Raw genomic sequence first — 22,264 nt, forward strand, 5'->3', positions numbered from 1 at the left:
CTGGGCAGAAACCTCGCGCACTTAACGCGAAGCCCGGTAGTATCGCAAACTTGGAACCGGGCGTCAAGCGCTTTTTATGCCGGCACCGTGGCGTAGTGTGCGGCCAACTCCAGGAACGCGGGCAGCTGCGGGTCCTGGCCGGGGATTTCCTCGCGCAGGATGTCCGCCACGCGCGGCGCCAGCGCGGCCGCCAGGCGCGCATCGAGAAACAGCACGCGCGAGCGCCGTGCGAGCACGTCCTCCACGGTGCGTGCGTACTCATGGCGCGCGGCAAAGCGCACCATGGCCTCGCTGAGCCCTTCGGTCAGTTGCACCTGCGATCCCGGCAGGGCTTGCACCCGCGCGGCCTCGTCCCCGTAGGAATGCAGACCCTGGGGCGCGTTCATTCCCTGGCGCTCCCGGGTGGCACCGGCTCCTACCAGAGGCAGCGCAACGGTGATCCCGCCCGGGCGGCGCGGCAGCAGGTGTTCGTCCATGCACTTGAGCAGTACATCCTCGGCCATGGCGCGGTAGGTGGTCCACTTGCCGCCAGTCACGGTGACCAGCCCGCTGCGGCTGGCCAGCACGGTGTGTTCCCGGCTGATGCTCTTGGTGGCGGCGGCGTCTTCGTCCGAGGGCTTGACCAAGGGACGCAGGCCCACCCAGATGCTGCGCACATCGCTCGCCTGGGGGGCACGCCGCAGGTAGCGCGCCGATTCCCCCAGGATGAAGGCCACTTCCTCCCGCATGGCCTGGGGCTCGCGCGCCAGATCCTGGCGTGGGCTGTCGGTCGTGCCCAAAATCACCTTGCCCAGCCAGGGCACCGCAAACAGCACCCGCCCGTCGGCCGTCTTGGGCACCATCAGCGCATGGTCGGAGGGCAAGAACTCGCGGTCCACCACGATGTGCACCCCCTGGCTGGGCGCCACCATGGGCTTGGCGGGCTGGCCGGTCACATCGCCATCGCGCTGGCGCAGGGCATCCACCCACACGCCGGTGGCGTTGACCACGCAGCGCGCACGCACCTCGTAGCGCTGCCCGGTCTCGGCATCCTGGCAAACCACGCCCGCCACCTTCCCCCCGTCGTACAACAGGTCGTCCACGGGGCAGTAGTTGAGCAGCAGGGCCCCCCGCTGCGCGGCGGTACGCGCCAGGGCCAGGGCCAGTCTGGCGTCGTCGAACTGCCCGTCCCAATACTTCACGCCGCCCTTGAGCCCGTCGGCCATGGCCGTGGGCAGGCAGCGCAGGGTCTCCATGCGCCCAAGGAATTCGGTAGGCCCCAGGCCCGCCTTGCCGGCCAGGGCGTCGTACATCTTCAGGCCCACACCGTAGAACGGTGTTTCCCACACCTTGTAAGAAGGCATGACGAATGCCAACGGCTGCGCCAGATGGGGGGCGTTGCGCAACAGCGTGGTGCGCTCGTGCAGCGCCTCGCGCACCAGGGCGATGTTGCCCTGAGCGAGGTAGCGCACGCCGCCGTGTACCAGCTTGGTGGCACGCGAGGAGGTGCCCTTGGCGAAGTCGTGCGATTCCAGCAGCACGACGGAAAAGCCGCGCGCCGCCGCATCCAGCGCCACCCCCAGGCCCGTCGCCCCACCTCCGACGACCGCCAGGTCGTAGGTCACGGGTTGAGCCAGGCGGGCCAGCAGGTCGGCCCGTACGGTTGCCAAAGGGGTGGAGGTGTCGCTAGTCATAAGGGGAATGGTCCGTAACCCTGGCGGAAAAAATCAGGGTTTACCCTGAATTGTGACCGGATCCGCGGGGATGGGCCCGGCAAAGGGCCCATCCGCTGCGGCATCAACGCACCTTGCCGTCCTTCCAGGCCTGCAGCAGGGTGTTGTAGTTGATGGTTTCGCCCTTGGGCTTCTCATTGGCGAGCTTCTTCCAGGGCGCGTGCTGGTCGCTCAGCCACTTGGCGGGGTCACCCTTGGCGTTCAGCTTGGGCGCGCAGCGCTCCATGCCGGCGCGCTGCAGGCGGGCCATCACCTGGTCCATCTCGTCGGCCAGTGTGTCCATGGCTGCCTGCGGGGTCTTCTCGCCCGTGACGGCCTGGGCCACGTTCTTCCACCACAGCTGCGCCAGCTTGGGGTAGTCGGGCACGTTGGTGCCGGTGGGCGACCAGGCCACGCGCGCAGGGCTGCGGTAGAACTCGACCAGGCCGCCCAGCTTGGGCGCCATGTCGGTCATGGCCTTGGAGCGGATGTCGGACTCGCGGATCGGCGTCAGGCCGACGACGGTCTTCTTCAGCGACGTGCTCTTGGCCGTCACGAACTGGGCATAGAGCCACGCGGCGGCCAGGCGGTCGGGGTTGTGGTCCTTGAAGAAGGTCCAGCTGCCCACGTCCTGGTAGCCGTTTTGCATGCCCTGCTTCCAGTACGGGCCGTTGGGGCCGGGGGCCATGCGCCACTTGGGCGTGCCGTCGGCATTCACCACGGGCAGGCCGGGTTTGGTCATGTCGGCGGTGAAGGCGGTGTACCAGAAGATCTGCTGGGCGATCTGGCCCTGGGCGGGCACGGGGCCGGCCTCGCCGAAGGTCATGCCCATGGCTTCCTTGGGCGCGTACTTCTTCATCCAGTCCACGTACTTGGTGAGCGCGTAGACTGCGGCCGGCGAGTTGGTGGCGCCGCCACGGGCCACGCTGGCGCCCACGGGGGTGCACTTGTCGTCGGCCACGCGAATGCCCCATTCGTCGATGGGCAGGCCGTTGGGCGTGCCGATGTCGGCGCTGCCGGCCATGGACAGCCAGGCGTCGGTGAAGCGCCAGCCCAGCGACGGGTCCTTCTTGCCGTAGTCCATGTGGCCGTAGATCGGCTTGCCGTCGATGTTCTTCACGTCGTTGGTGAAGAACTCGGCGATGTCTTCATAGGCGCTCCAGTTCAGCGGCACGCCCAGGTCGTAGCCGTACTTGGCCTTGAACTTGTCCTTCAGGTCCTTGCGGTCGAACAGGTCGGCGCGGAACCAGTACAGGTTGGCGAACTGCTGGTCGGGCAGCTGGTACAGCTTGCCGTCCGGGGCGGTGGTGAACTTGGTGCCGATGAAGTCCTGCAGGTCCAGGCCGGGGTTGGTGTAGTCCTTGCCCGGGCCGGCCATGTAGTCGGACAGGTTCAGGATCTTGCCGTAGCGGTAGTGGGTGCCGATGAGGTCGGAGTCGCTGATCCAGCCGTCATAGATGGACTTTCCCGACTGCATGGAGGTCTGCAGCTTCTCGACCACGTCGCCTTCCTGGATCAGGTCGTGCTTGACCTGGATGCCCGTGATCTCGCTGAACGCCTTGGCCAGGGTCTTGGATTCGTACTCGTGCGTGGTGATGGTCTCGGAGACCACCGCGATCTCCTTCACGCCCTTGGCCTGCAGCTTCTTGGCCGCGTCGATGAACCACTTCATCTCGGCCATCTGCTGGTCTTTGCTCAGCGTGGAGGGCTGGAACTCGCTGTCGATCCACTTCTTGGCCTCGGCCTCGCCGGCCCAGGCTGCCTGCCCCAGCGCCAGCGCCGCGGCGGCGAACGCGATCGCCTTGAACTGCATCTTCATTGCTGTCTCCTCACAAGAACGCTCCCCGGGGGTTGGATGGGCGCCGGTGCCGGGGGAGAGTCGGCTGGCCCCTTTTATAAAAATGTGAGCTACTGGCGCTCGTTGTTATTGGGTTTTAGATATTTTTCTATCTCAAATCCCCGTAAATCAAGCGCACGCAGCTATCTTTTTTGACTACCCTTTGCGCAGCACCAGCGCCAGCACCAGCATGGACAGCACGAAGCTGATCCACACCGAGGGCTCGGCCTCCAGCGAGAACCACTGCGCCATCTTCTCGCCCAGGCCCACCCAGGCCAGGTTGATGTACGCGGCGGTGAGCAGGCCGATGAACAGCCGGTCGCCGCGCGTGGTGGTCATGGGCAGGAAGCCCTTGCGCTCCACCGTGGGGGATTGGATTTCCCACACCGTCATGCCGATCAGCATGAGCACGATGCAGGTGAAGAACACCGCCACCGGGGTGGTCCAGGCCATCCAGTCAAACATGGGTGCCCCCCTGAGCGCCTGCGGCGCTTCCCCCCAGGGGGACGCAGCCGGTGGCCGGGCAAAACCCGTTCCACGGCTGCCGCTGGTATGGGACGCGTTGCGCGTGCCGCTGCGAATTGCGGTGGTTCATGTGTTGGCTTCCCTTCCCGTCAGACGCGGCCCATCGCGAACCCCTTCGCGATGTAGTGGCGCACGAACCAGATCACGATCGCGCCCGGCACGATGGTCAGCACCCCCGCTGCGGCCAGCGTCGCCCAGTCCATGCCGCTGGCGCTCACGGTGCGCGTCATGGTGGCCACGATGGGCTTGGCATTCACGCTGGTGAGCGTGCGTGCCAAGAGCAATTCCACCCACGAAAACATGAAGCAGAAGAACGCCGCCACGCCCACGCCCGCCTTGATCAGCGGCAGGAAGATGGTGAGGAAGAAGCGCGGGAACGAGTAGCCATCGATGTACGCCGTCTCGTCGATCTCGCGCGGGATGCCGCTCATGAACCCTTCCAGGATCCACACCGCCAGCGGCACGTTGAACAGCAGGTGCGCCAGCGCCACGGCGATGTGCGTGTCCATCAGCCCCACGGTGGTGTAGAGCTGGAAGAATGGCAGCAGGAACACGGCCGGCGGCGTCATGCGGTTGGTCAACAGCCAGAAGAACACGTGCTTGTCGCCCAGGAACTGGTAGCGGCTGAACGCATAGGCCGCGGGCAGCGCCACGGTGAGCGAGATCACCGTGTTGATGGCCACGTAGATCAGGCTGTTGATGTAGCCCGAGTACCAGCTCTCGTCGGTGAAGATGGTCTGGTAGTTGGCCCAGGTGAAGTGCTGGGGCCACAGCGAGAAGCTGGACAGGATCTCCTCGTTGGTCTTGAAGCTCATGTTGACCATCCAGTAGATGGGCAGCACGGCGAACACCAGGTAGGCGATCAGGAACAGCGTGCGTTTCTGGAAGCGGGGCTCATTCATGGCCGGCACCCTCCTTCGGCGTGGTGCCCACGCGCTGCATCCAGTTGTAGAGGATGAAGCACAGCAGCAGGATGATGAGGAAGTAGATCAGCGAGAACGCCGCCGCCGGCCCCAGGTCGAACTGGCCCACGGCCTTTTGCGTGAGGTACTGGCTCAGGAACGTGGTCGCGTTGCCCGGCCCGCCGCCCGTGAGCACGAAGGGCTCGGTGTAGATCATGAAGCTGTCCATGAAGCGCAGCAGCACGGCGATCATGAGCACGCCGCGCATCTTGGGCAGCTGGATGTAGCGGAACACGGCGAACTTGCTCGCGCCGTCGATGCGCGCGGCCTGGTAGTACGCGTCGGGAATGCTGCGCAGCCCCGCGAAGCACAAGAGTGCCACCAGCGGAGTCCAGTGCCACACGTCCATGGCCAGCACGGTGAGCCAGGCGTGGGTGGCGTTGCCGGTGTAGCTGTAGTCGAAGCCGATGGCCTCGAACGCCGCGCCCAGCAGGCCGATGTCCGAGCGGCCAAAGATCTGCCAGATGGTGCCCACCACGTTCCACGGGATCAAGAGCGACAGCGCCACGGTGACCAGCACCGCCGACGACTTCCAGCCCTGCGCGGGCATGCTGAGCGCCAGCAGGATGCCCAGCGGAATTTCCACCAGCAGCACCGCCAGCGAGAACGTGAGCTGGCGCAGGAGCGCGCCGTGCAGTTCCTCGTCGCGCAGCACGGCGGCGAACCATTCCGTGCCCACGAACACGCGGCGCTCGGGGCTGATGATGTCTTGCACCGAGTAGTTCACCACCGTCATCAAGGGCAGGATGGCCGAGAAGGCCACGCACAGGATCACCGGCAGCACCAGGAACCAGGCCTTCTGGTTCACGGGTTTGGTCGTACTACTCATGGCAGTGCTCCAAGGGATAGCCTGCGACGCGCACCACTGGTGCGGCGCAAACGGCGGGGCGCCCAGCAAGGGCCGCTCCGCAGCAAAGGGCGCCGTCCCCCATCCAGGGGGAAGCCGCGCTGCGGCTCAAGGGGTAGCCATTCATGGCAGCAGCTCCTCGTTCTTGTAGAAGCAGGTGTGCTCGCCCAGCACCTGCAGCCAGACCGCCTCGCCCGGCGCGGGCAGCGCCTGCTCGGGCGCGAAACGGGCCTTGAGGGACTGACCTTCCACGGTGGCCGTGAGCATCTGGTGCGTGCCCACGTCCTGCACGCGCGCCACGGTGCAGCGCAACGCACCGGGCGCATGCGCGTCGGCCCGGGCCAGGTATTCGGGGCGCACGCCCAGTTGCACGGCGCCCTCCGGCAGCGCACGCGGCAGAGCCCAGCGCTGCGCGGCCACGGTGATCTCGCCGCCCTGCACCTGCGCGGGCAGGAAGTTCATGCCCGGCGAGCCGATGAAGTGGCCCACGAAGGCGTGCTGCGGGCGCTCGAACAGATCGCCCGGCGTGCCCATCTGCACCACGCGCCCGCGCGTCATCACCACCACCTGGTCGGCGAAGGTGAGTGCCTCCACCTGGTCGTGCGTCACGTAGATCAGCGTGAGCTTGAGCTCGTGGTGGATCTGCTTGAGCTTGCGGCGCAGCTGCCACTTGAGGTGCGGGTCGATCACGGTGAGCGGCTCGTCGAACAGCACGGCCGCGACGTCCTCGCGCACCAGGCCGCGGCCCAGCGAGATCTTCTGCTTGGCGTCGGCCGACAGGCCGGCCGCGCGCATGTCCAGTTGGTGGCTCATCTCCAGCATCTCCGCGATCTGGCCCACGCGCTGGCGGATGCGATCGGCCGGCACCTTGCGGTTCTTGAGCGGGAACGCCAGGTTCTCGGCCACCGTCATGGTGTCGTAGATCACCGGGAACTGGAACACCTGCGCGATGTTGCGCTCCTGCGGGCTGGCGCGGGTGACGTCGCGGCCGTCAAACCGCACCTGCCCCTGCGAGGGCACGAGCAGGCCGGACATGATGTTCAGCATGGTGGTCTTGCCGCAGCCCGAGGGGCCCAGCAGCGCGTAGGCGCCGCCGTCATCGAAGACCATGTCCAGCGGCAGCAGCGCGTAGTCGCTGTCCTGCTGCGGGCGGGGTTTGTAGGAATGCGCCAGGTTGAGCTCGATGCGCGCCATGTCAGTGCCCTCCCTGCGCGCGTTCCGAGGCGCGCACGGGCGCCAGGGCCAGCGCGCCATCGGCGCCGAACACATAGGCCTGCGCCGGATCGAGGTACAGCGTGACGGCGCTGCCCAGTTCCAGATAGTGCACGCCCGTGACCTGCGCCACCAGCGCGCCCCAGGGCGTGGCGGCGTGCACGAAGGTGTCGGATCCGGAGATCTCCGCCAGCTCCACCACGCCCTGCACCGCCACGTCGCCCGCGCGCTGGGCCAGCCGCAGGGCACTGGCGCGCAGGCCCACCGTGAGCGTGCCGCCCGCAGGGGCCTGCAGCGGCTGGCGCAGGGCCAGCACGCTGCCGCCCGCCAGCTGCACGCCGCCGGGCACGGGCTGCGCGGGCAGCAGGTTCATGGGCGGGTCGCTGAAGGCGCGTGCCACGCGCAGCGAGCGCGGCGCGTGGAACACCTCGGCCGTGGGGCCGTACTGCAGCAGCTCGCCCTCGTGCAGCACAGCGGTGTAGCCGCCCAGCAGCAGCGCCTCGCCCGGTTCGGTGGTGGCGTAGACCACGGTGGAGCCACCGGCGGCGAACAGTTGCGACAGTTCCTCGCGCAACTCCTCGCGCAGCTTGTAGTCCAGGTTGACCAGGGGCTCGTCCAGCAGCATCAGCGGGGCGCCCTTGGCCAGTGCGCGCGCCAGCGCCACGCGCTGCTGCTGCCCGCCCGACAGCTCGGACGGCAGCCGATCGAGGAAAGGCGTGATGTGCAGCCGCTCGGCCAGTTCGCGCACGCGCGCGGCCACGTTCTTGTCGCCGCGCAGCTTGAGCGGCGAGGCGATGTTGTCCGCCACCGTGAGCGACGGGTAGTTGATGAACTGCTGGTACACCATGGCCACGTTGCGCTCACGCACGGGCACGCCGGTGACGTCCACGCCGTCCACACGCACGCGGCCCTCGGTGGGCCGGTCCAGCCCGGCCATGATGCGCATCAGGCTGGTCTTGCCCGCCTGCGTGGCCCCCAGCAGCACGGTCACGGCGTCGCTGTGCAGCCGCAGGTCCATGCCATGCAGCCACACCTGCGGGCCGACCCGCTTGGTGATGCCGTCCAAAATCAGCTCCATGCGCGCTCCTCGCCTCCCCTGTGGCAGCGGGGGTGCCAGGCGTCCGCACGCCTGCCACTCCCGGCAAAATCTTCGTATTCATTCATTTTTGTTGTTTTGTGATCGAAACGAATCAAGGTTTACCCTTGCTCAATTCCTTTTTGTTCGTTTTAAAGTGCATCCCGCCCCACTGACATGCCCGCCCCAGCGCCGCCCGTGAACACCAACCCCCGCCAACTCCAGTTGCTCGATGAAGTACGCCTGCGCAAGTCGCTGAGCGTGGAGCAGCTGGCCGACATCCTGGGCGTGACGCTGCAGACCGTGCGCCGCGACGTGCAGCGCCTGGCCGAACTGGGCCTGGTCAGCCGCTTTCATGGCGGGGTGCGCATGCCCAGCTCCACCGTGGAGAACCTGGCCTACACCCAGCGCGAGGCGCTGAACTCCACGGGCAAGGCGCGCATCGCGCGCGCCGTGGCCGCGCAGGTGCCCGATAACTGCTCGCTGATCCTGAACATCGGCACCACCACCGAAGCCATTGCCAAGGCGCTGCTGCACCACAAGGGCCTGCGCGTGCTGACCAACAACCTGAACGTGGCCGCCATCCTGTGCGCCAACCCCGATTGCGAGGTGACAGTGGCCGGCGGCGTGGTGCGCAAGCGCGACCGCGCCATCGTGGGCGAGGCGGCGGTGGACTTCATCCGCCAGTTCCGCGTGGACATCGCGCTCATCGGCATCTCCGGCATCGAGCCCGACGGCTCGCTGCGCGACTACGACATGCGCGAGGTGAAGGTCGCGCAGACCATCATCGAACACGCGCGCGAGGTCTGGCTGGCCGCCGACCACACCAAGTTCAACCGTCCGGCCATGGTGCAGCTGGCGCAGCTCGCGCAGATCGACCGGCTGTTCACCGACGCGCCGCCGCCCGAGCCCTTCCCGGCCCTGCTGCACGAGGCCGGCGTGCAATGCACCGTGGCTGCCGCATGAGAGGCCCTCCCGGCGACTGAACAGCGCCCCAACACGTTACGCTCCGCCCATGACCTACCTGCTCGCACTCGACCAAGGCACCTCCAGCTCCCGCAGCATCGTGTTCGACGAACGTGGCCGCATCGTGGCCCAGGCGCAGCGCGAGCTGCCGCAGATCTATCCCCGCCCCGGCTGGGTGGAACATGACCCGCGCGAGATCTGGCGCACGCAGCTCGCCACCGCGCAGGACGCGCTGCGCGAGGCGCGCATCACCGCGCAGGACGTGCGCGCCCTGGGCATCACCAACCAGCGCGAGACCACCGTGCTGTGGAACCGCCGCACCGGCCAGCCCGTGCACCACGCCATCGTCTGGCAGGACCGGCGCGCCGAGCCCGCCTGCGCGCAACTGCGCGAACAGGGCCATGCCGCCGCCATCCAGGCCAAGACGGGCCTGCTGATCGACGCCTATTTCTCCGGCACCAAGCTGCAGTGGCTGCTGGACCATGTGCCCGGCGCGCGCGACGCGGCCGAGGCCGGCGAGCTGGCCTTCGGCACCGTGGACAGCTGGCTCATCTGGCAGCTCACCGGCGGCAAGCGCCATGTCACCGACGTGAGCAACGCCAGCCGCACCATGCTGTTCAACGTGCACACCAACCAGTGGGACGATGAGCTGCTGCAGCTCCTGCGCATCCCGCGCGCGCTGATGCCCGAGGTGCTGCCATCGGCCAGCGACTTCGGCGCCACCGACGCGGCGCTGCTGGGCGGCCCGATTGCCATTGGCGGCGTGGCAGGCGACCAGCAAAGCGCGCTCTTCGGCCAGGCGTGCTTCACCGCCGGCATGGCCAAGAACACCTACGGCACGGGCTGCTTCATGCTCATGCACACCGGCAGCCGCTTTCAGAAAAGCGAGAACGGCCTGCTCACCACCAGCGCAGCGCAGGCCGGCCAATCGCCCGAGTACGCCATGGAAGGCAGCGTGTTCGTGGGCGGCGCCGTGGTGCAGTGGCTGCGCGACGGGCTGCGCGCCATCTCGGCCAGCTCCGAGGTGCAGGCGCTGGCCGAAAGCGTGCCCGACTCGGGCGGCGTGATGATGGTGCCTGCCTTCACCGGCCTGGGCGCGCCCTACTGGAAGCCCGACGCGCGCGGCACCATCACCGGCCTCACGCGCGGCACCACCATCGCGCACATCGCGCGCGCCGCGCTCGAATCCATTGCCTACCAGAGCGCCGCGCTGCTGGCCGCCATGAGCCGCGACGCCGTGGCCGCAGGCGGCGCCCCGGTGAGCGAGCTGCGCGTGGACGGCGGCGCCTGCGTGAACGACCTGCTGATGCAGTTCCAGGCCGACCTGCTGGGCATTCCCGTGGTGCGCCCCGCCGTGGTGGAGACCACCGCCCTGGGCGCCGCCTACCTGGCGGGCCTGGCGAGCGGCGTGTATGCCAGCACCGACGAGCTGTCTGCCCTGTGGCAGGCCGAGCGGCGCTTCACCCCCACCCTGCCGCGCAGCCAGGCCGAGGCGTTGATGGCGCGTTGGGAGCACGCCGTCGCGCAGGCCGTGCTACCCGGTTGACGTAAAAACCATAGCTGCTGGCGCTTGCTGCAACCCATTTTCAGATACAAAACACTCTGAACCTCCCGCGTAGCAAGCGCGAGCAGCTCCTGTTTTTGAATCACTCTGAATGATGCTGGACGGCGCACAATGCCGCCTGACCCCATCGCTTCCCCGCCCCATCCCATGACAGCCAGCGCATCCCCCCTTCCCCCCATTGCCTTCATCGGCGGCGGCAACATGGCCAGCGCCATCATCGGCGGCCTGCTACAGCGCGGCCTGCCGGCCGGCCAGATCGAGGTGGTCGAACCCTTCGAGCCCGCGCGCGCCGCGCTGCAGGAAAAATTCGGCATCACCGCGCAGCCCGCGGCCGGCGATGCGCTCGCGCGCGCCGCGCTGGTCGTCTGGGCCGTCAAGCCCCAGACCTTCAAGGAAGCCGCCGCCGCCACCCGCGCCCACACCGCCACCGCCCTGCACCTGAGCGTGGCCGCCGGCATTCCCACGGACAGCATCGCGCGCTGGCTGGACACGCAGCACATCGTGCGCGCCATGCCCAACACCCCCGCGCTGGTGGGCAAGGGCATCACCGGCCTGTTCGCCCGCCCGCAAGTGGACCCGCAGGGCAAGGCGCTGGTGGAACGCGTGATCGCCACCACCGGCCAGTTCGTCTGGGTGGAGGCCGAGGAGCAGCTCGACGCGGTCACCGCGCTGTCGGGCTCCGGCCCGGCCTATGTGTTTCTGTTCCTCGAAGCCATGACCCAGGCCGGCGTGGACATGGGCCTGCCCCCCGCGCAGGCCTACCAGCTGGCCGTGGCCACGTTCCAGGGCGCATCGGAGCTGGCCGCGCGCTCGCCCGAGAGCGCCGAGGTGCTGCGCCAGCGCGTGACCAGCAAGGGCGGCACCACGCACGCCGCCATCACGCACCTGCAGGCTGCACAGGTGCCCGCGCACTTCATCGCCGCCATGCGCGCGGCAGAGGCCCGTGCCAAGGAACTGGCGGCCGAGTTCGGCGCCTGATTCATGCGTCAAAAATAGCTCCAGCGCTTGACAGTCAAGCGCTGGCAGCTATCACTAGCGTAGCAAATACCCTAGCGCCACGCCGGCAAAGATCGCCGCGCCGATCCAGTGGCTCTTGCTGAAGGCGGTAAAGCACCCCTCGCGCGTGCGGTCCTTGATCAGCGTGAAGTGCCATGCCACCTGCGCCGCCGCCACGCCCAGCCCCAGCCACAGCGGCCAGCCCAGGCCGTAGGGCGCGAGCACCCACGCCGTGAGCCCCAGGCACAGCACGAAGAAGCCCATGATGGCCGCCACGTCGAAGCGCCCCAGCGTGATGGCCGAGGTCTTCATGCCGATCTTCAGATCGTCGTCGCGGTCCACCATGGCGTACTCGGTGTCGTAGGCCAGCACCAGGAACAGGTTGGCCAGCCACAGCACCCAGGCCGTGGCAGGCACCCGGCCCTGCACGGCCGCAAAGGCGATCACGATGCCGAAGTTGAACGCAATGCCCAGGAACGCCTGCGGCATGGCGAAGAACCGCTTGGTGAACGGGTACAGGATGGTGAACAACACCGCGGGCACCGACCAGGCCACCGCCTCCCAGCGCGTGGTGAGCACCAGCACGAAAGCCACCAGCGTGAGCACCACGCCCACCAGCGCGGCCTCCCTCACGCTGAGTTGGCCGCTCGTGATGGGGCGCTGCGTGGTGCGCTTCACATGGCGGTCGAAGTCGCGGTCGGCAATGTCGTTGATGGTGCAGCCCGCACTGCGCATGAGCACCGTGCCGGCCACGAACACCGCCAGCAGGTGCCAGCCTGGAAAGCCGTCCGCCGCCACCCACAGCGCCGCCAGCGTGGGCCACACCAGCACCAGCCAGCCCGCGGGGCGGTTCCAGCGGATCAGGTCGAGGTACAGGGACAGGCGGGAGCGCGGGGCGACAGCGGACATGGAGGCAAGGGAAAAGACAGGTTGCGCGGGGCGGACACGGACACTGAGGGCACAAAGGACACAAGGCCCGCGGACGACGCAGCACACGGGGACGGGCGCCCGCCAGCGTGCGCCAAAGCCCGCTTTTATACGCCATGGCGGCCGGCGCGCCCGCGTGAGCGCACGGCACTGCCCGTGAGCGGAAGACTGCCGTTCAACGGCGCGCGGCGTCCCGCAGGGGATCCCAGCCGCGCCCCAGCGCGGCGCCGCGCAGGAAGGCAACCACGGCGGCATCGCCCCCGCAGCCAGCCACCAGAGCGGCGGCCTGCGCCCAGTCGCGCTGCGCGCCCAGGCGCTCCTGCCACTGCTCGGCCGCGCCCCGGTGGCGGCCCATGCGACGGGGCAGCAGCGGCGCCAGCGACGTGCTGCCGTAGCGCAACCGCTTGGCGAGAATGCGGGCATGGTGCAGGCCTTCGTCATCGCCCGCCGTTTTGAGCGCCGCGCCCAGGCGCCGCACCAGCCGCTGGACGCGCTTGCGCACCCAGTGCCGCGCCGGCGCGCCGGCCAGGGCATCGCTGGCACAGGCGTCCACGCCGCACTCCCCCTGCGCGGCCAGCGCCCAGCCATGCAACCAGTCCTGCCAGGCCAGCAGCGCGGCGCCCACGGCGGGCCGATGGAGTGCGGCGCGCGTTTGCGCGCGGGCCTGGTCTGCGGCGGCATCCAGCGCGGCCTGCGCTGCCGCCCAGGCGGCGGCCTGCCGCGCGCCGCCCTGCGCGTAGTGCGCGGCCAACGCAGGCAGCGTCTGGGTGCGCGCCACATCCAGGTCGCGTAAATGTCCCAGGGACTGCAGCAGCGGCGCAAGCGCTGCGGCGGCGGGGGCCGGCCGCGCGGCACAGGCCGGGGCGAAGAGGCGCGCCAGGCTGCGCAGCCGGCGCCAGCCCACGCGGGCCTGGTGCACCACCTCGGGCGCGTCGCTGCCCTGCTGCAGCGCAAACAGGTTGGCGCAGAACTGGTGGAAAGGCTCCTGCAGCACGCGTTCGGCGACCTGCGCAACCGTCATGCCGCGCTTCAGCGCGGGCGGCTGGGCCTCCAAGGCCGGGCTGGCCGGCGGGTGTAGCAGCGCGTAGCCGCGTGCGGCCTTGCTCGCGGCCAGCGGCAACACCGGCACGTGCCGCGCGATGCGCCGCGCCAGCGCCAGCAGTGCCTCAGGGGGCCCCTGCAGCAACTCCAGCTCCAGTTCGCACAGCGGCGTGGCATGCGCCGCGCCGTCCACCGTGGCGGTCACGGCGCCCACGTCCAGCGCCACCTCCACCACGGCGCCGCCGCGCACCCGCACACGCCAGCGGGTGCGCACGAAGTCGGTGGTAAAGCACGGTTGCAGCGCGGCGGCCAGCACGCCATCGGGGTCCATGGCGGGCCAGGGCGTGCCCTCCAACCGGTGCAGCTCCAGCGCCGGGCCGGCCACGGGCATTTCCCACTCGCCGCGCTGGCTCAGCGCGGACGTGGTGTCGCCCGCGGTCTTGAGGGTCTGCAGCCAGCGGGCACCCGCGCCCTCAGGCCCCTCGCGGCGCAGGCGCAGGGCGACGCGCTGGCGCAGCAGGTCCTGCGCAGGCGTGTCGTGGTAAAGGCTGACCAGGTGCTCACGCACCGGCGTGGCGCGTGCCAGCGCCGGCACGCGCATGAGGCGCGCCGCCAGCGCCGCCGCATCGCGCGGGGGCAGCGCCAGCTTGAGCTCTGTCTCGGTGGCGGACATGGCCCGGCCCGCGTGCACAGTTGCTCAGTCCTCCAGCAGCGAGCGCAGCATCCAGGCCGTTTGCTCGTGCACCGTGAGGCGCTGGGTCAGCAGGTCGGCCGTGGGCTCGTCGCTGGCCTTGTCGGCCAGGGGAAACAGCTCGCGCGCAGTGCGGGCCACGGCCTCATGGCCTTCCACCAGGATGCGGATCATCTCGGTCGCCTTGGGCGGCTGGGCCGGCACGTCGGGCAGGCTGGTGAGCTGGCCGAACTGCGCGTAGGAGCCCGGCGCCACATGGCCCAGCGAGCGGATGCGCTCGGCCACCGGGTCCACGGCGTTCCACAGCTCTGTGTACTGCGCCATGAACATGGTGTGCAGCGTGTTGAACATCGGGCCCGTCACGTTCCAGTGGAAGTTGTGGGTCGTGAGGTACAGCGTGTAGGTGTCGGCCAGCAGGCGCGACAGGCCCTGCGCGATGGCGGCCCGGTCCTTGTCGCTGATGCCGATGTTGATGCGCGGTGCGCCGCTCTTGGTGCTGACGGATTTGCTGCTGGGCTTGGCCATGGTGCGTCCTTTCTGGGTGGTTGGGATGACTCTGCCATGACTGTACCAACTGCCGCGCCGCGCAGCATCGCCCTGCGTCAAGACAAGCGCGTGACGCCGGGCAACTCGCAGGCGTAGACAGCGTTGCGCAGCGCGGCGATGGCCTCGTAGCGCGTGAAGCTGCGCCGCCAGGCCAGCACCACGCGGCGCATGGGCGGCGGGCTGCCGTCGCTCTCCTTGATGGGCAGGTAGCGGATGTGCGTGTCGTCGCTCTTGCGCCGGCGTGCACCCGTGTGCAGCGCATCCCGCGGCACCGACAGGCGCGGCACCAGCGTCACGCCCATGCCGGCGGAGACCATGTGCTTGATGGTCTCCAGCGACGAGCCTTCGAACGTGCGGCGAATGCCTTCGGCATTGCTCGCGTAGCGCGCGAACTCGGGGCACACCCCCAGCACGTGGTCGCGAAAGCAGTGGCCCGCGCCCAGCAGCAGCATGGTTTCGTTCTTGAGTTCCGACGCCGAGACCGCATCGCGCTCGGCCAGCGGGTGGCTGCTGGGCACGGCCGCCAGGAAGGGTTCGTCATACAGCGGCGCGATGGCCAGGCCGGTGTCGGGGAAGGGCTCGGCCATGATGGCGCAGTCGATCTCCCCGGTGCGCAGCATCTCCAGCAGCTTCACGGTGAAGTTCTCCTGCAGCATCAGCGGCATCTGCGGCGTGCGCGCGATGGCATGGCGCACCAGCTCGGGCAGCAGGTAGGGGCCGATGGTGTAGATCACGCCCAGCGTGAGGGCGCCGGCCAGCGGGTCCTTGCCGCGCTTGGCGATCTCCTTGATGGCGGCGGCCTGCTCCAGCACGCTCTGCGCCTGGCGCACGATTTCCTCGCCCAGCGGCGTGACGGAGACATCGCCCGCGCTGCGCTCGAAGAGCTTGACCTCCAGCTCGTCCTCGAGCTTCTTCACCGCTACCGACAGCGTGGGCTGCGAGACATAGCAGGCTTCGGCGGCGCGGCCGAAGTGTTTTTCACGCGCAACGGCGACGATGTATTTGAGTTCGGTAAGAGTCATGGCGAATCCGGCCGGCAGAATCGGCCATTGTGCAACGCCCGCCGCGCTGTGCGGCCGCGGGCGGCCCATCAGGCTTTGAGATAGTCCGATTTTCCGCCAAGCCAGCGCTGGATGTGGCGCTCGGCCAGCAGCGGGTGGCGGTCCAGCATCTGCGGCGCCGTCTCGCGCGCCCATTCCAGCAGCAGCGTATCGGTGGCCAGGTCGGCAAAGCGCAGCAGTGCGTCGCCCGACTGGCGAGCGCCCAGGAACTCGCCAGGCCCGCGGATCTCCAGGTCGCGCCGCGCGATCTCGAAACCGTCGGTGGTCTCGGCCATGGCCTTCAGGCGGTCGCGCGCGGTCTCGCCCAGGCGGCCCGAATCGCCCGTGGAGTACAGCAGCACGCAGGCCGAAGCCGCCGCGCCGCGCCCCACGCGCCCGCGCAACTGGTGCAGCTGCGACAGGCCGAAGCGCTCGGCATGCTCGATGACCATGAGCGAGGCGTTGGGCACGTCCACGCCCACTTCGATCACGGTGGTGGACACCAGCACGCCCATCTGCCCGCCCTTGAACAGGTCCATCACGGCCTTCTTCTCGGCGGCGGGCATGCGCGAGTGCAGCAGGCCCACCATCACCGGCGCGCGCCCGTGCGCCGCGTCGCCCTGCAACGCCTCGCTCAACTCGGCGTGCGTGGCGGTGGCGTTGGACAGGTCCAGCGCCTCGCTCTCCTCGATCAGCGGGCACACCCAGTACACCTGCCGGCCCGCCGCCACCTGCGCACCGATGCGCTCGACCACCTCATCCTTGCGGCTGTCCGCGATCAGCTTGGTGACGATGGGCGTGCGCCCGGGCGGCAGCTCGTCGATGGTGGACACATCCAGATCGGCGTAGTAACTCATGGCCAGCGTGCGCGGGATGGGCGTGGCACTCATCATCAGCATGTGCGGCTCCATGCCGGCGTGCTGCAGCTTTTTGCGCAGCGCCAGGCGTTGTGCCACGCCGAAGCGGTGCTGCTCGTCGATCACCGCCAGCGCCAGGTTCTTGAAACGCACCTGCTCCTGGATGACGGCGTGCGTGCCCACAACCAGCGCGGCCTCGCCGCTTTCGATGCGCGCGAGCATCTCGGCACGCTCCTTCTTCTTCTGCCCGCCCACCAGCCACGCCACCTGGCGCCCGCGCGCGGCCAGCAGCGGCTGCAGCCAGCCGATGAGCTTGGCGAAGTGCTGCTCGGCCAGGATCTCGGTGGGCGCCATCAGCGCGCACTGCCAGCCCGCGTCCATGCACACCGTGGCGGCCAGCGCGGCCACCACGGTCTTGCCCGAGCCCACATCACCCTGCAGCAAACGGTGCATGGGCACCGGCCGGGCCAGATCGCGCGCGATCTCCTCACCCACGCGGCGCTGCGCGGCCGTCAGGCTGAAGGGCAGCACGCCCAGCAATTGCTCGTGCAGCGGCGTGCCCCCTGCCTGCGTCTGCGGGCGCAGCGCCGGTGCGCGCAGGCGGGCGCGCTCGCGCTTGGCGGTGAGCTGCGACAGCTGCTGCGCCAGCAGTTCTTCGGCCTTCAGGCGCTGCCACGCCGGGTGACTGTGGTCCTGCAGCGTGGCCAGCGCCACATCGGGCGTGGGGTGGTGCAAAAACAGGAGCGCCTCGCGCAGGCTCCATGGGTGCTGGAGGCCGTTTTGGCCATCAATCCGCACCCCCGAGGGAACCGCGGGGGGCTCCAGCCCCGGCGGCAGCGTCTCGGGCAATTCCACGCGCGTGAGGGCGCTCGCCACCGCGCGGCGCAGGTACGCCTGAGGCAGCTGCGCCACCGTGGGATAGACGGGGGTCAGCGCCGCGGGCAAGTCCCCTTCGGCCTTGCGGAACGCCGGGTGCAGCATCTGGCGGCCCCAGAAACCGCCCTTGATTTCGCCGCGCACGCGCAGGCGCGCGCCAACGGCCATGGTCTTCTGGTGCGAAGGGTAGAAGCTGAAGAAGCGCAGCTCGCAGCTGCCGGTGCCGTCCTCCACGGTCACCACCAGTTGCCGGCGCGGGCGCATCTGCACCTCGCTGGCGGTCACCGTGGCCTCGATCTGCACCGTGTCGCCATCGCGTGCGCTGCGGATCGGCGTGATGCGTGTCTCGTCCTCGTAGCGCAGGGGCAGGTGCAGGGCCAGGTCAATGTCGCGCACCAGCCCCAGCTTGACGAGGGCCTGCTGTGCAGGGCTGGGGGCGGGCTTCGCGGAGGACGAGGCGGAGGTGGAGGAACGTGTGGGTCTGGGCACGGCAAAAAGGCTATCATGCCCGCAGTTACCGCACGTTACCGTCTCGTCGTCTCCCGTCATGCTCAAGCGCATCGAAGTCAAACATCTCACCCTGGGCATGTACCTGCATGAGTTCTGCGGCTCCTGGATGGAGCACCCCTTCTGGCGCTCGCGCTTTCTGCTGCAGGACCCGCAAGACCTGGCGCGCATCCGCGCCACGGAGATCCACGAGGTCTGGATCGACACATCCAAGGGCCTGGACATCGCGCCCGGCACGGCCAGCGTGTCCCGCGCCGAAGCCGACGCGCAACTGGACAGCGACTTCCAGCAACTGGAGGACCTGCCTGCCCAGCCCGCGCCGGCCCCGGCCGTGACGCCCCAGCCGGCAGGCATGGACCAGGAGCTGCGCCGCGCGGCGGCCATCTGCTCGCAGGCCAAGCAGGCCGTGGTCACGATGTTCGGCCAGGCACGCCTGGGCCGCGCCATCGATACCGCCGTGGCGCAGGAAATGGTCAACGAGATCACCGACTCGGTCACGCGCAACCCCGGCGCGCTCATCAGCCTGGCGCGGCTCAAGACGGCCGACGAGTACACCTACATGCACTCGGTCGCCGTGTCCGCGCTGATGGTGGCGCTGGCCCGGCAGATCGGCATGGACGATGGCGCCACGCGCATGGCCGGGCTGGCCGGGCTGCTGCACGACATCGGCAAGGCGGCCGTGCCGCTGGAAGTGCTCAACAAGCCCGGCAAGCTGACCGACGACGAGTTCACCGTGGTGCGCAGCCACCCCGTGGCCGGCTACGCCCTGCTGCAGGGCACCGACCTGCCCGAGCCCGTGCTGGACGCGTGCCTGCACCACCACGAGAAGATGGACGGCACGGGGTACCCCCACCGCCTGCCGGGCGAGCAGATCAGCACGCTGGCACGCATGGCCGCCATCTGCGACGTGTACGACGCCGTCACCTCCGACCGGCCCTACAAGCGCGGCTGGGACCCCTCAGAGTCGCTGCGCCGCATGGCGGAATGGACCCGCGACCACTTCGACAGCCGGCTGTTCCAGGCCTTCGTCAAGAGCATCGGCATCTACCCCGTGGGCTCGCTGGTGAGCCTCGCCTCGGGCCGCCTGGGCGTCGTGACAGAGCAGTCGCCGGGCAAGCTGATCGCGCCGCGCGTGAGGGTCTTCTACTCCACCCGATCCGAGTTGCGCATCCCCCCCGAGGTGGTGGACCTGTCCGAGCCCGACTGCCGCGACAAGATCATCGCGCGCGAGGACCCGGCGCGCTGGCAGTTCCCCGACCTCGCGCAACTCTGGTCCGACCTGCCCGATCCTCGCTGGTAGCGCCCGAGGTGCACCAACGCGCTGCACGGCGGCGGCATCTTTGCGAGAATCGCGGGCTTGTCTTTCTGCCTTGGAACGGGCCCGTCCGGCCCTCAAGCCCCGCATGTCCCCTGCCTCCACCGCACCCCGCACCTTCACCCTGAGCGACTTCGACTTCGAGCTGCCCGAGCTGCTCATCGCCCAGCACCCGGCCCCCCAGCGCAGCGGCTCGCGCCTGCTGGACGGGCGCGCCGCCCCGCCCACCGACCGCATCTTCCGCGAACTGCCCGACCTGCTGCAGCCGGGCGACCTGCTGGTGTTCAATGACACACGCGTGGTCAAGGCCCGCGTGTTCGGCGAGAAGGCCAGCGGCGGCAAGCTGGAGCTGCTGATCGAGCGCGTGCTCACCGGCAACGAGGTCGTGGCGCACATGAAGGTCAGCAAAAAGCCGCTGCCCGGCGCCACGCTCCACCTGGCCGGCGGCGCGGCCGCGGGCGGGTTCGACGCCGCGCTGCTCGGCCGCTACCCGGACGCGGACGGCCCGCTGTTTCGCCTGGCCCTGCGCGGCCCCGCGGGCGAGAGCCCCTGGGAGCTCATGGAGCGCCACGGCCACCTGCCGCTGCCGCCCTACATCGAGCGCCAGCAGGCCGGCGGCAACGACCCCCATGCCGGCGAGGACAGCGAGCGCTACCAGACCGTGTTCGCGCGCGCGCCCGGCGCGGTGGCCGCGCCCACCGCCGCGCTGCACTTCGACGATGCCGTGCTGGCCCGGCTGGCCGAGCGCGGCATCGAGCGCGCCAGCGTCACGCTGCACGTGGGCGCGGGCACCTTCCAGCCCGTGAAGACCGAGAACCTGGCCGAGCACCGCATGCACAGCGAGTGGTACGAGGTGCCGCTGGCCACGCTGGCGGCGCTGGAGCGCTGCCGCCAGCGCGGCGGCCGCGTGGTGGCCGTGGGCACGACCACGGTGCGCACGCTGGAATCCTGGGCCGCGAGCGGCCAGGCCGCGGGCGACACCAGCATCTTCATTACGCCGGGCTTTCCATTCCAGGTGGTCGACCTGCTGCTCACCAACTTCCACCTGCCCAAGAGCACGCTGATGATGCTGGTGAGCGCCTTTGCGGGCTACGAGCACATCATGCAGCTGTACCGCCACGCGGTCGCGCAGCGCTACCGCTTCTTCAGCTACGGCGACTGCATGCTGCTGGAGCGGCCCCGCGCATGAGCGCCGGGCCGGCCGGGCACAGCCCCCGCACCGCCCTGGCCGGCATCGCGCTCACGGTGGGCGCCTGCGCCTCGTTCGCGCTGCTGGACACCGCCACCAAGCTGGTGAGCGCCACCACGCCGCTGCTGCTGGCGCTGTGGCTGCGCTATGTGTTCCAGTCGCTGGTCACCAGCGCCTATGTGCTGCCACGCAGCGGCTGGCGCCCGCCGCGCACGGACCACCCGCGCTATCAACTGTTGCGCGCGGTGCTGTTCGCCGCGACCAGCCTGTTCGGCATCTTCAGCATCCGCGCCATGCCGCTGGCGGATTTCACCGCCATCGTGGCCGCCACGCCGCTGTGCGTGACGCTCGTGGCCGCGTTGTGGCTGCGCCAGCCGGTCAGCCCACTGCGCTGGCTGCTGGTGGCCACGGGGCTGGCCAGCGTGCTGCTGATCCTGCGCCCGGGCGGCCAGTCCTTCAGCGGGGTATTGGTGCTGCCGCTGGGCATGCTGGCCTGCGGCACGGGGTACCAGATCTTGAGCAGCCGCATGGCCGGGCAGGAGGCCCCCACGACCACGCAGTTCTACACCAGCTGGATTGCCGCCGGGCTGATGACGCTGGCGGCGCCCTTCGTGTGGACCGCCATCACCAGCGCCTGGGTATGGCTGGGGCTGGTGGTCATGGGACTGTCGAGCGCGCTGGGCCATCTGTTGCTGCTGCGGGCCTACGCCTGCGCAGCGCCCGCCACGATCGCGCCGTTCCTCTACACCCAGATCGCGTTTGCCATGCTGGCCGGCTGGGCGGTGTACGGCCACATGCCGGACCGCTGGTCGCTGCTGGGCATCTGCCTGATCGCCGCCAGCGGCGCCGCGAGCGCGTGGCTGACGGTGCGCGAGCGGCGCTGATCAGTAACCGTACTGCTGGCGGAACGCCCGCGCCTGGCCGAAGTGGCCGTTGCCGATGAACGGCACGGGCGGGCGCAGCGCCGACAACGGCGAGGGATGGTTGGAGGTAAGCACCAGGTGCCCCCGGTCCTGCGGGATGAAGGCGCGCTTGGACTGCGCATGGCTGCCCCAGAGCATGAACACCACGGGGCGCGGCCCTTCGGCCACCTCGCGGATGACGGCATCGGTCAACTGCTCCCAGCCCTTGCCCGCGTGGCTCGCGGCCTGGCCCTCTTCCACCGTGAGGCAGGTGTTGAGCAGCAGCACACCGTTCTGTGCCCACTTCACCAGGCTGCCGCCCGGGTTGGGAAACGGTGGGAAGGGTACGCCCATGTCGCGCTGCATTTCCTTGAAGATGTTCTGCAGCGAGGGCGGCAGGCGCACGCCCGGCGCTACCGAGAACGCCAGCCCCTCGGCCTGGCCACGGCCGTGGTACGGGTCCTGCCCCAGGATGACCACGCGCGTGTCCTCGGGGGCGGTGAGCTGCAGCGCCCGCAGCGGCTGCGGCGGGAAGATGGCGGCGCCGGCCTCCAGCCGCGCCTGCAGGAAGGCCAGCAACTGCCGCCCGCGCGCGCTGGCAAAGAACGTATCGACCAGCGGCTGCCAGCCCGGCGCGACAGGCCAGTCGGCGGGGTCGGCACTTTGCAGTTGCGTGGCGGCGGGAGTATTTAGCATCA

The 22,264-nt window shown here is 69.4% G+C and carries 19 protein-coding genes; 6 read left to right on the forward strand and 13 right to left on the reverse strand.

Annotated elements, in window-relative coordinates; translation table 11 throughout:
• Positions 1-74: 74 nt before the first annotated feature.
• The 7 genes from I3K84_RS11075 to I3K84_RS11105 form a co-directional block, all read right to left on the reverse strand.
• The gene (locus tag I3K84_RS11075) at positions 75-1,673 is read right to left on the reverse strand and encodes a glycerol-3-phosphate dehydrogenase/oxidase (RefSeq protein WP_196994507.1); all 1,599 of its coding nucleotides are present in this window, start codon (positions 1,671-1,673) and stop codon (positions 75-77) included.
• A 103-nt stretch (positions 1,674-1,776) separates the two neighbouring features.
• Entirely contained in the window at positions 1,777-3,510 is a 1,734-nt protein-coding gene (locus tag I3K84_RS11080; RefSeq protein WP_123674860.1) for an ABC transporter substrate-binding protein, read from the reverse strand.
• A 174-nt stretch (positions 3,511-3,684) separates the two neighbouring features.
• Complete coding sequence (locus tag I3K84_RS11085; RefSeq protein ID WP_011803850.1) at positions 3,685-3,993, reverse strand: DUF2160 domain-containing protein; 309 nt, start codon at positions 3,991-3,993, stop codon at positions 3,685-3,687.
• 149 nt (positions 3,994-4,142) lie between these two features.
• Complete coding sequence (locus tag I3K84_RS11090; RefSeq protein ID WP_012655440.1) at positions 4,143-4,955, reverse strand: carbohydrate ABC transporter permease; 813 nt, start codon at positions 4,953-4,955, stop codon at positions 4,143-4,145.
• The gene (locus tag I3K84_RS11095) at positions 4,948-5,844 is read right to left on the reverse strand and encodes a carbohydrate ABC transporter permease (protein WP_196994508.1); all 897 of its coding nucleotides are present in this window, start codon (positions 5,842-5,844) and stop codon (positions 4,948-4,950) included. Before I3K84_RS11095 ends, I3K84_RS11090 begins: the two co-directional genes overlap by 8 nt.
• Positions 5,845-5,985: 141 nt before the next feature.
• A complete protein-coding gene (locus I3K84_RS11100; protein ID WP_196994509.1) occupies positions 5,986-7,056 on the reverse strand; it encodes an ABC transporter ATP-binding protein in 1,071 nt (356 codons plus the stop codon).
• 1 nt (position 7,057) lies between these two features.
• Positions 7,058-8,152 carry an ABC transporter ATP-binding protein gene (locus tag I3K84_RS11105; RefSeq protein ID WP_123674858.1) on the reverse strand — a complete coding sequence of 365 codons (1,095 nt, stop codon included), beginning with the start codon at positions 8,150-8,152 and terminating at the stop codon, positions 7,058-7,060.
• Positions 8,153-8,347: 195 nt separating this feature from the next.
• Between I3K84_RS11105 and I3K84_RS11110 the strand changes: the two genes are divergently transcribed.
• The 3 genes from I3K84_RS11110 (at position 8,348) to proC (ending at position 11,657) form a co-directional block, all read left to right on the forward strand.
• Positions 8,348-9,115, forward strand: a complete 768-nt coding sequence (locus I3K84_RS11110) for a DeoR/GlpR family DNA-binding transcription regulator (protein WP_196996103.1) — start codon at positions 8,348-8,350, stop codon at positions 9,113-9,115.
• A 49-nt stretch (positions 9,116-9,164) separates the two neighbouring features.
• Entirely contained in the window at positions 9,165-10,661 is a 1,497-nt protein-coding gene (gene glpK / locus I3K84_RS11115; RefSeq protein WP_196994510.1) for a glycerol kinase GlpK, read from the forward strand.
• A gap of 165 nt (positions 10,662-10,826) precedes the next feature.
• Positions 10,827-11,657, forward strand: a complete 831-nt coding sequence (gene proC / locus I3K84_RS11120; protein WP_047350288.1) for a pyrroline-5-carboxylate reductase — start codon at positions 10,827-10,829, stop codon at positions 11,655-11,657.
• Between the two features lie 54 nt (positions 11,658-11,711).
• Here the strand turns inward: proC and ubiA are convergent, their stop codons facing one another.
• The 5 genes from ubiA to recG form a co-directional block, all read right to left on the reverse strand.
• A complete protein-coding gene (gene ubiA / locus I3K84_RS11125; protein ID WP_196994511.1) occupies positions 11,712-12,584 on the reverse strand; it encodes a 4-hydroxybenzoate octaprenyltransferase in 873 nt (290 codons plus the stop codon).
• Between the two features lie 193 nt (positions 12,585-12,777).
• Positions 12,778-14,316 carry a CYTH and CHAD domain-containing protein gene (locus tag I3K84_RS11130; protein ID WP_103738507.1) on the reverse strand — a complete coding sequence of 513 codons (1,539 nt, stop codon included), beginning with the start codon at positions 14,314-14,316 and terminating at the stop codon, positions 12,778-12,780.
• A gap of 24 nt (positions 14,317-14,340) precedes the next feature.
• The gene (locus I3K84_RS11135; RefSeq protein WP_011803840.1) at positions 14,341-14,859 is read right to left on the reverse strand and encodes a Dps family protein; all 519 of its coding nucleotides are present in this window, start codon (positions 14,857-14,859) and stop codon (positions 14,341-14,343) included.
• A 77-nt stretch (positions 14,860-14,936) separates the two neighbouring features.
• Positions 14,937-15,902, reverse strand: a complete 966-nt coding sequence (locus I3K84_RS11140; RefSeq protein WP_011803839.1) for a LysR substrate-binding domain-containing protein — start codon at positions 15,900-15,902, stop codon at positions 14,937-14,939.
• Positions 15,903-15,970: 68 nt separating this feature from the next.
• Entirely contained in the window at positions 15,971-18,142 is a 2,172-nt protein-coding gene (gene recG, locus I3K84_RS11145) for an ATP-dependent DNA helicase RecG (RefSeq protein WP_196994512.1), read from the reverse strand.
• A gap of 58 nt (positions 18,143-18,200) precedes the next feature.
• Between recG and I3K84_RS11150 the strand changes: the two genes are divergently transcribed.
• The 3 genes from I3K84_RS11150 to I3K84_RS11160 all read left to right on the forward strand — a co-directional run bounded on the left by I3K84_RS11150 (position 18,201) and on the right by I3K84_RS11160 (position 21,548).
• Positions 18,201-19,460 carry an HD-GYP domain-containing protein gene (locus I3K84_RS11150; protein WP_196994513.1) on the forward strand — a complete coding sequence of 420 codons (1,260 nt, stop codon included), beginning with the start codon at positions 18,201-18,203 and terminating at the stop codon, positions 19,458-19,460.
• Between the two features lie 103 nt (positions 19,461-19,563).
• On the forward strand, positions 19,564-20,664 hold the full coding sequence (queA, locus tag I3K84_RS11155) for a tRNA preQ1(34) S-adenosylmethionine ribosyltransferase-isomerase QueA (protein ID WP_196994514.1): 1,101 nt from the start codon (positions 19,564-19,566) through the stop codon (positions 20,662-20,664).
• On the forward strand, positions 20,661-21,548 hold the full coding sequence (locus I3K84_RS11160) for a DMT family transporter (RefSeq protein ID WP_196994515.1): 888 nt from the start codon (positions 20,661-20,663) through the stop codon (positions 21,546-21,548). The genes queA and I3K84_RS11160 overlap by 4 nt, the downstream gene beginning before the upstream one ends.
• Here the strand turns inward: I3K84_RS11160 and I3K84_RS11165 are convergent, their stop codons facing one another.
• Positions 21,549-22,262, reverse strand: a complete 714-nt coding sequence (locus I3K84_RS11165; RefSeq protein ID WP_011803835.1) for a uracil-DNA glycosylase — start codon at positions 22,260-22,262, stop codon at positions 21,549-21,551. It abuts the gene before it with no gap.
• Positions 22,263-22,264 lie beyond the last annotated feature (2 nt).

Origin of the sequence: Diaphorobacter sp. JS3051, from assembly GCF_015832135.1 — a bacterium.
Taxonomy (GTDB): domain Bacteria; phylum Pseudomonadota; class Gammaproteobacteria; order Burkholderiales; family Burkholderiaceae_C; genus Diaphorobacter; species Diaphorobacter nitroreducens.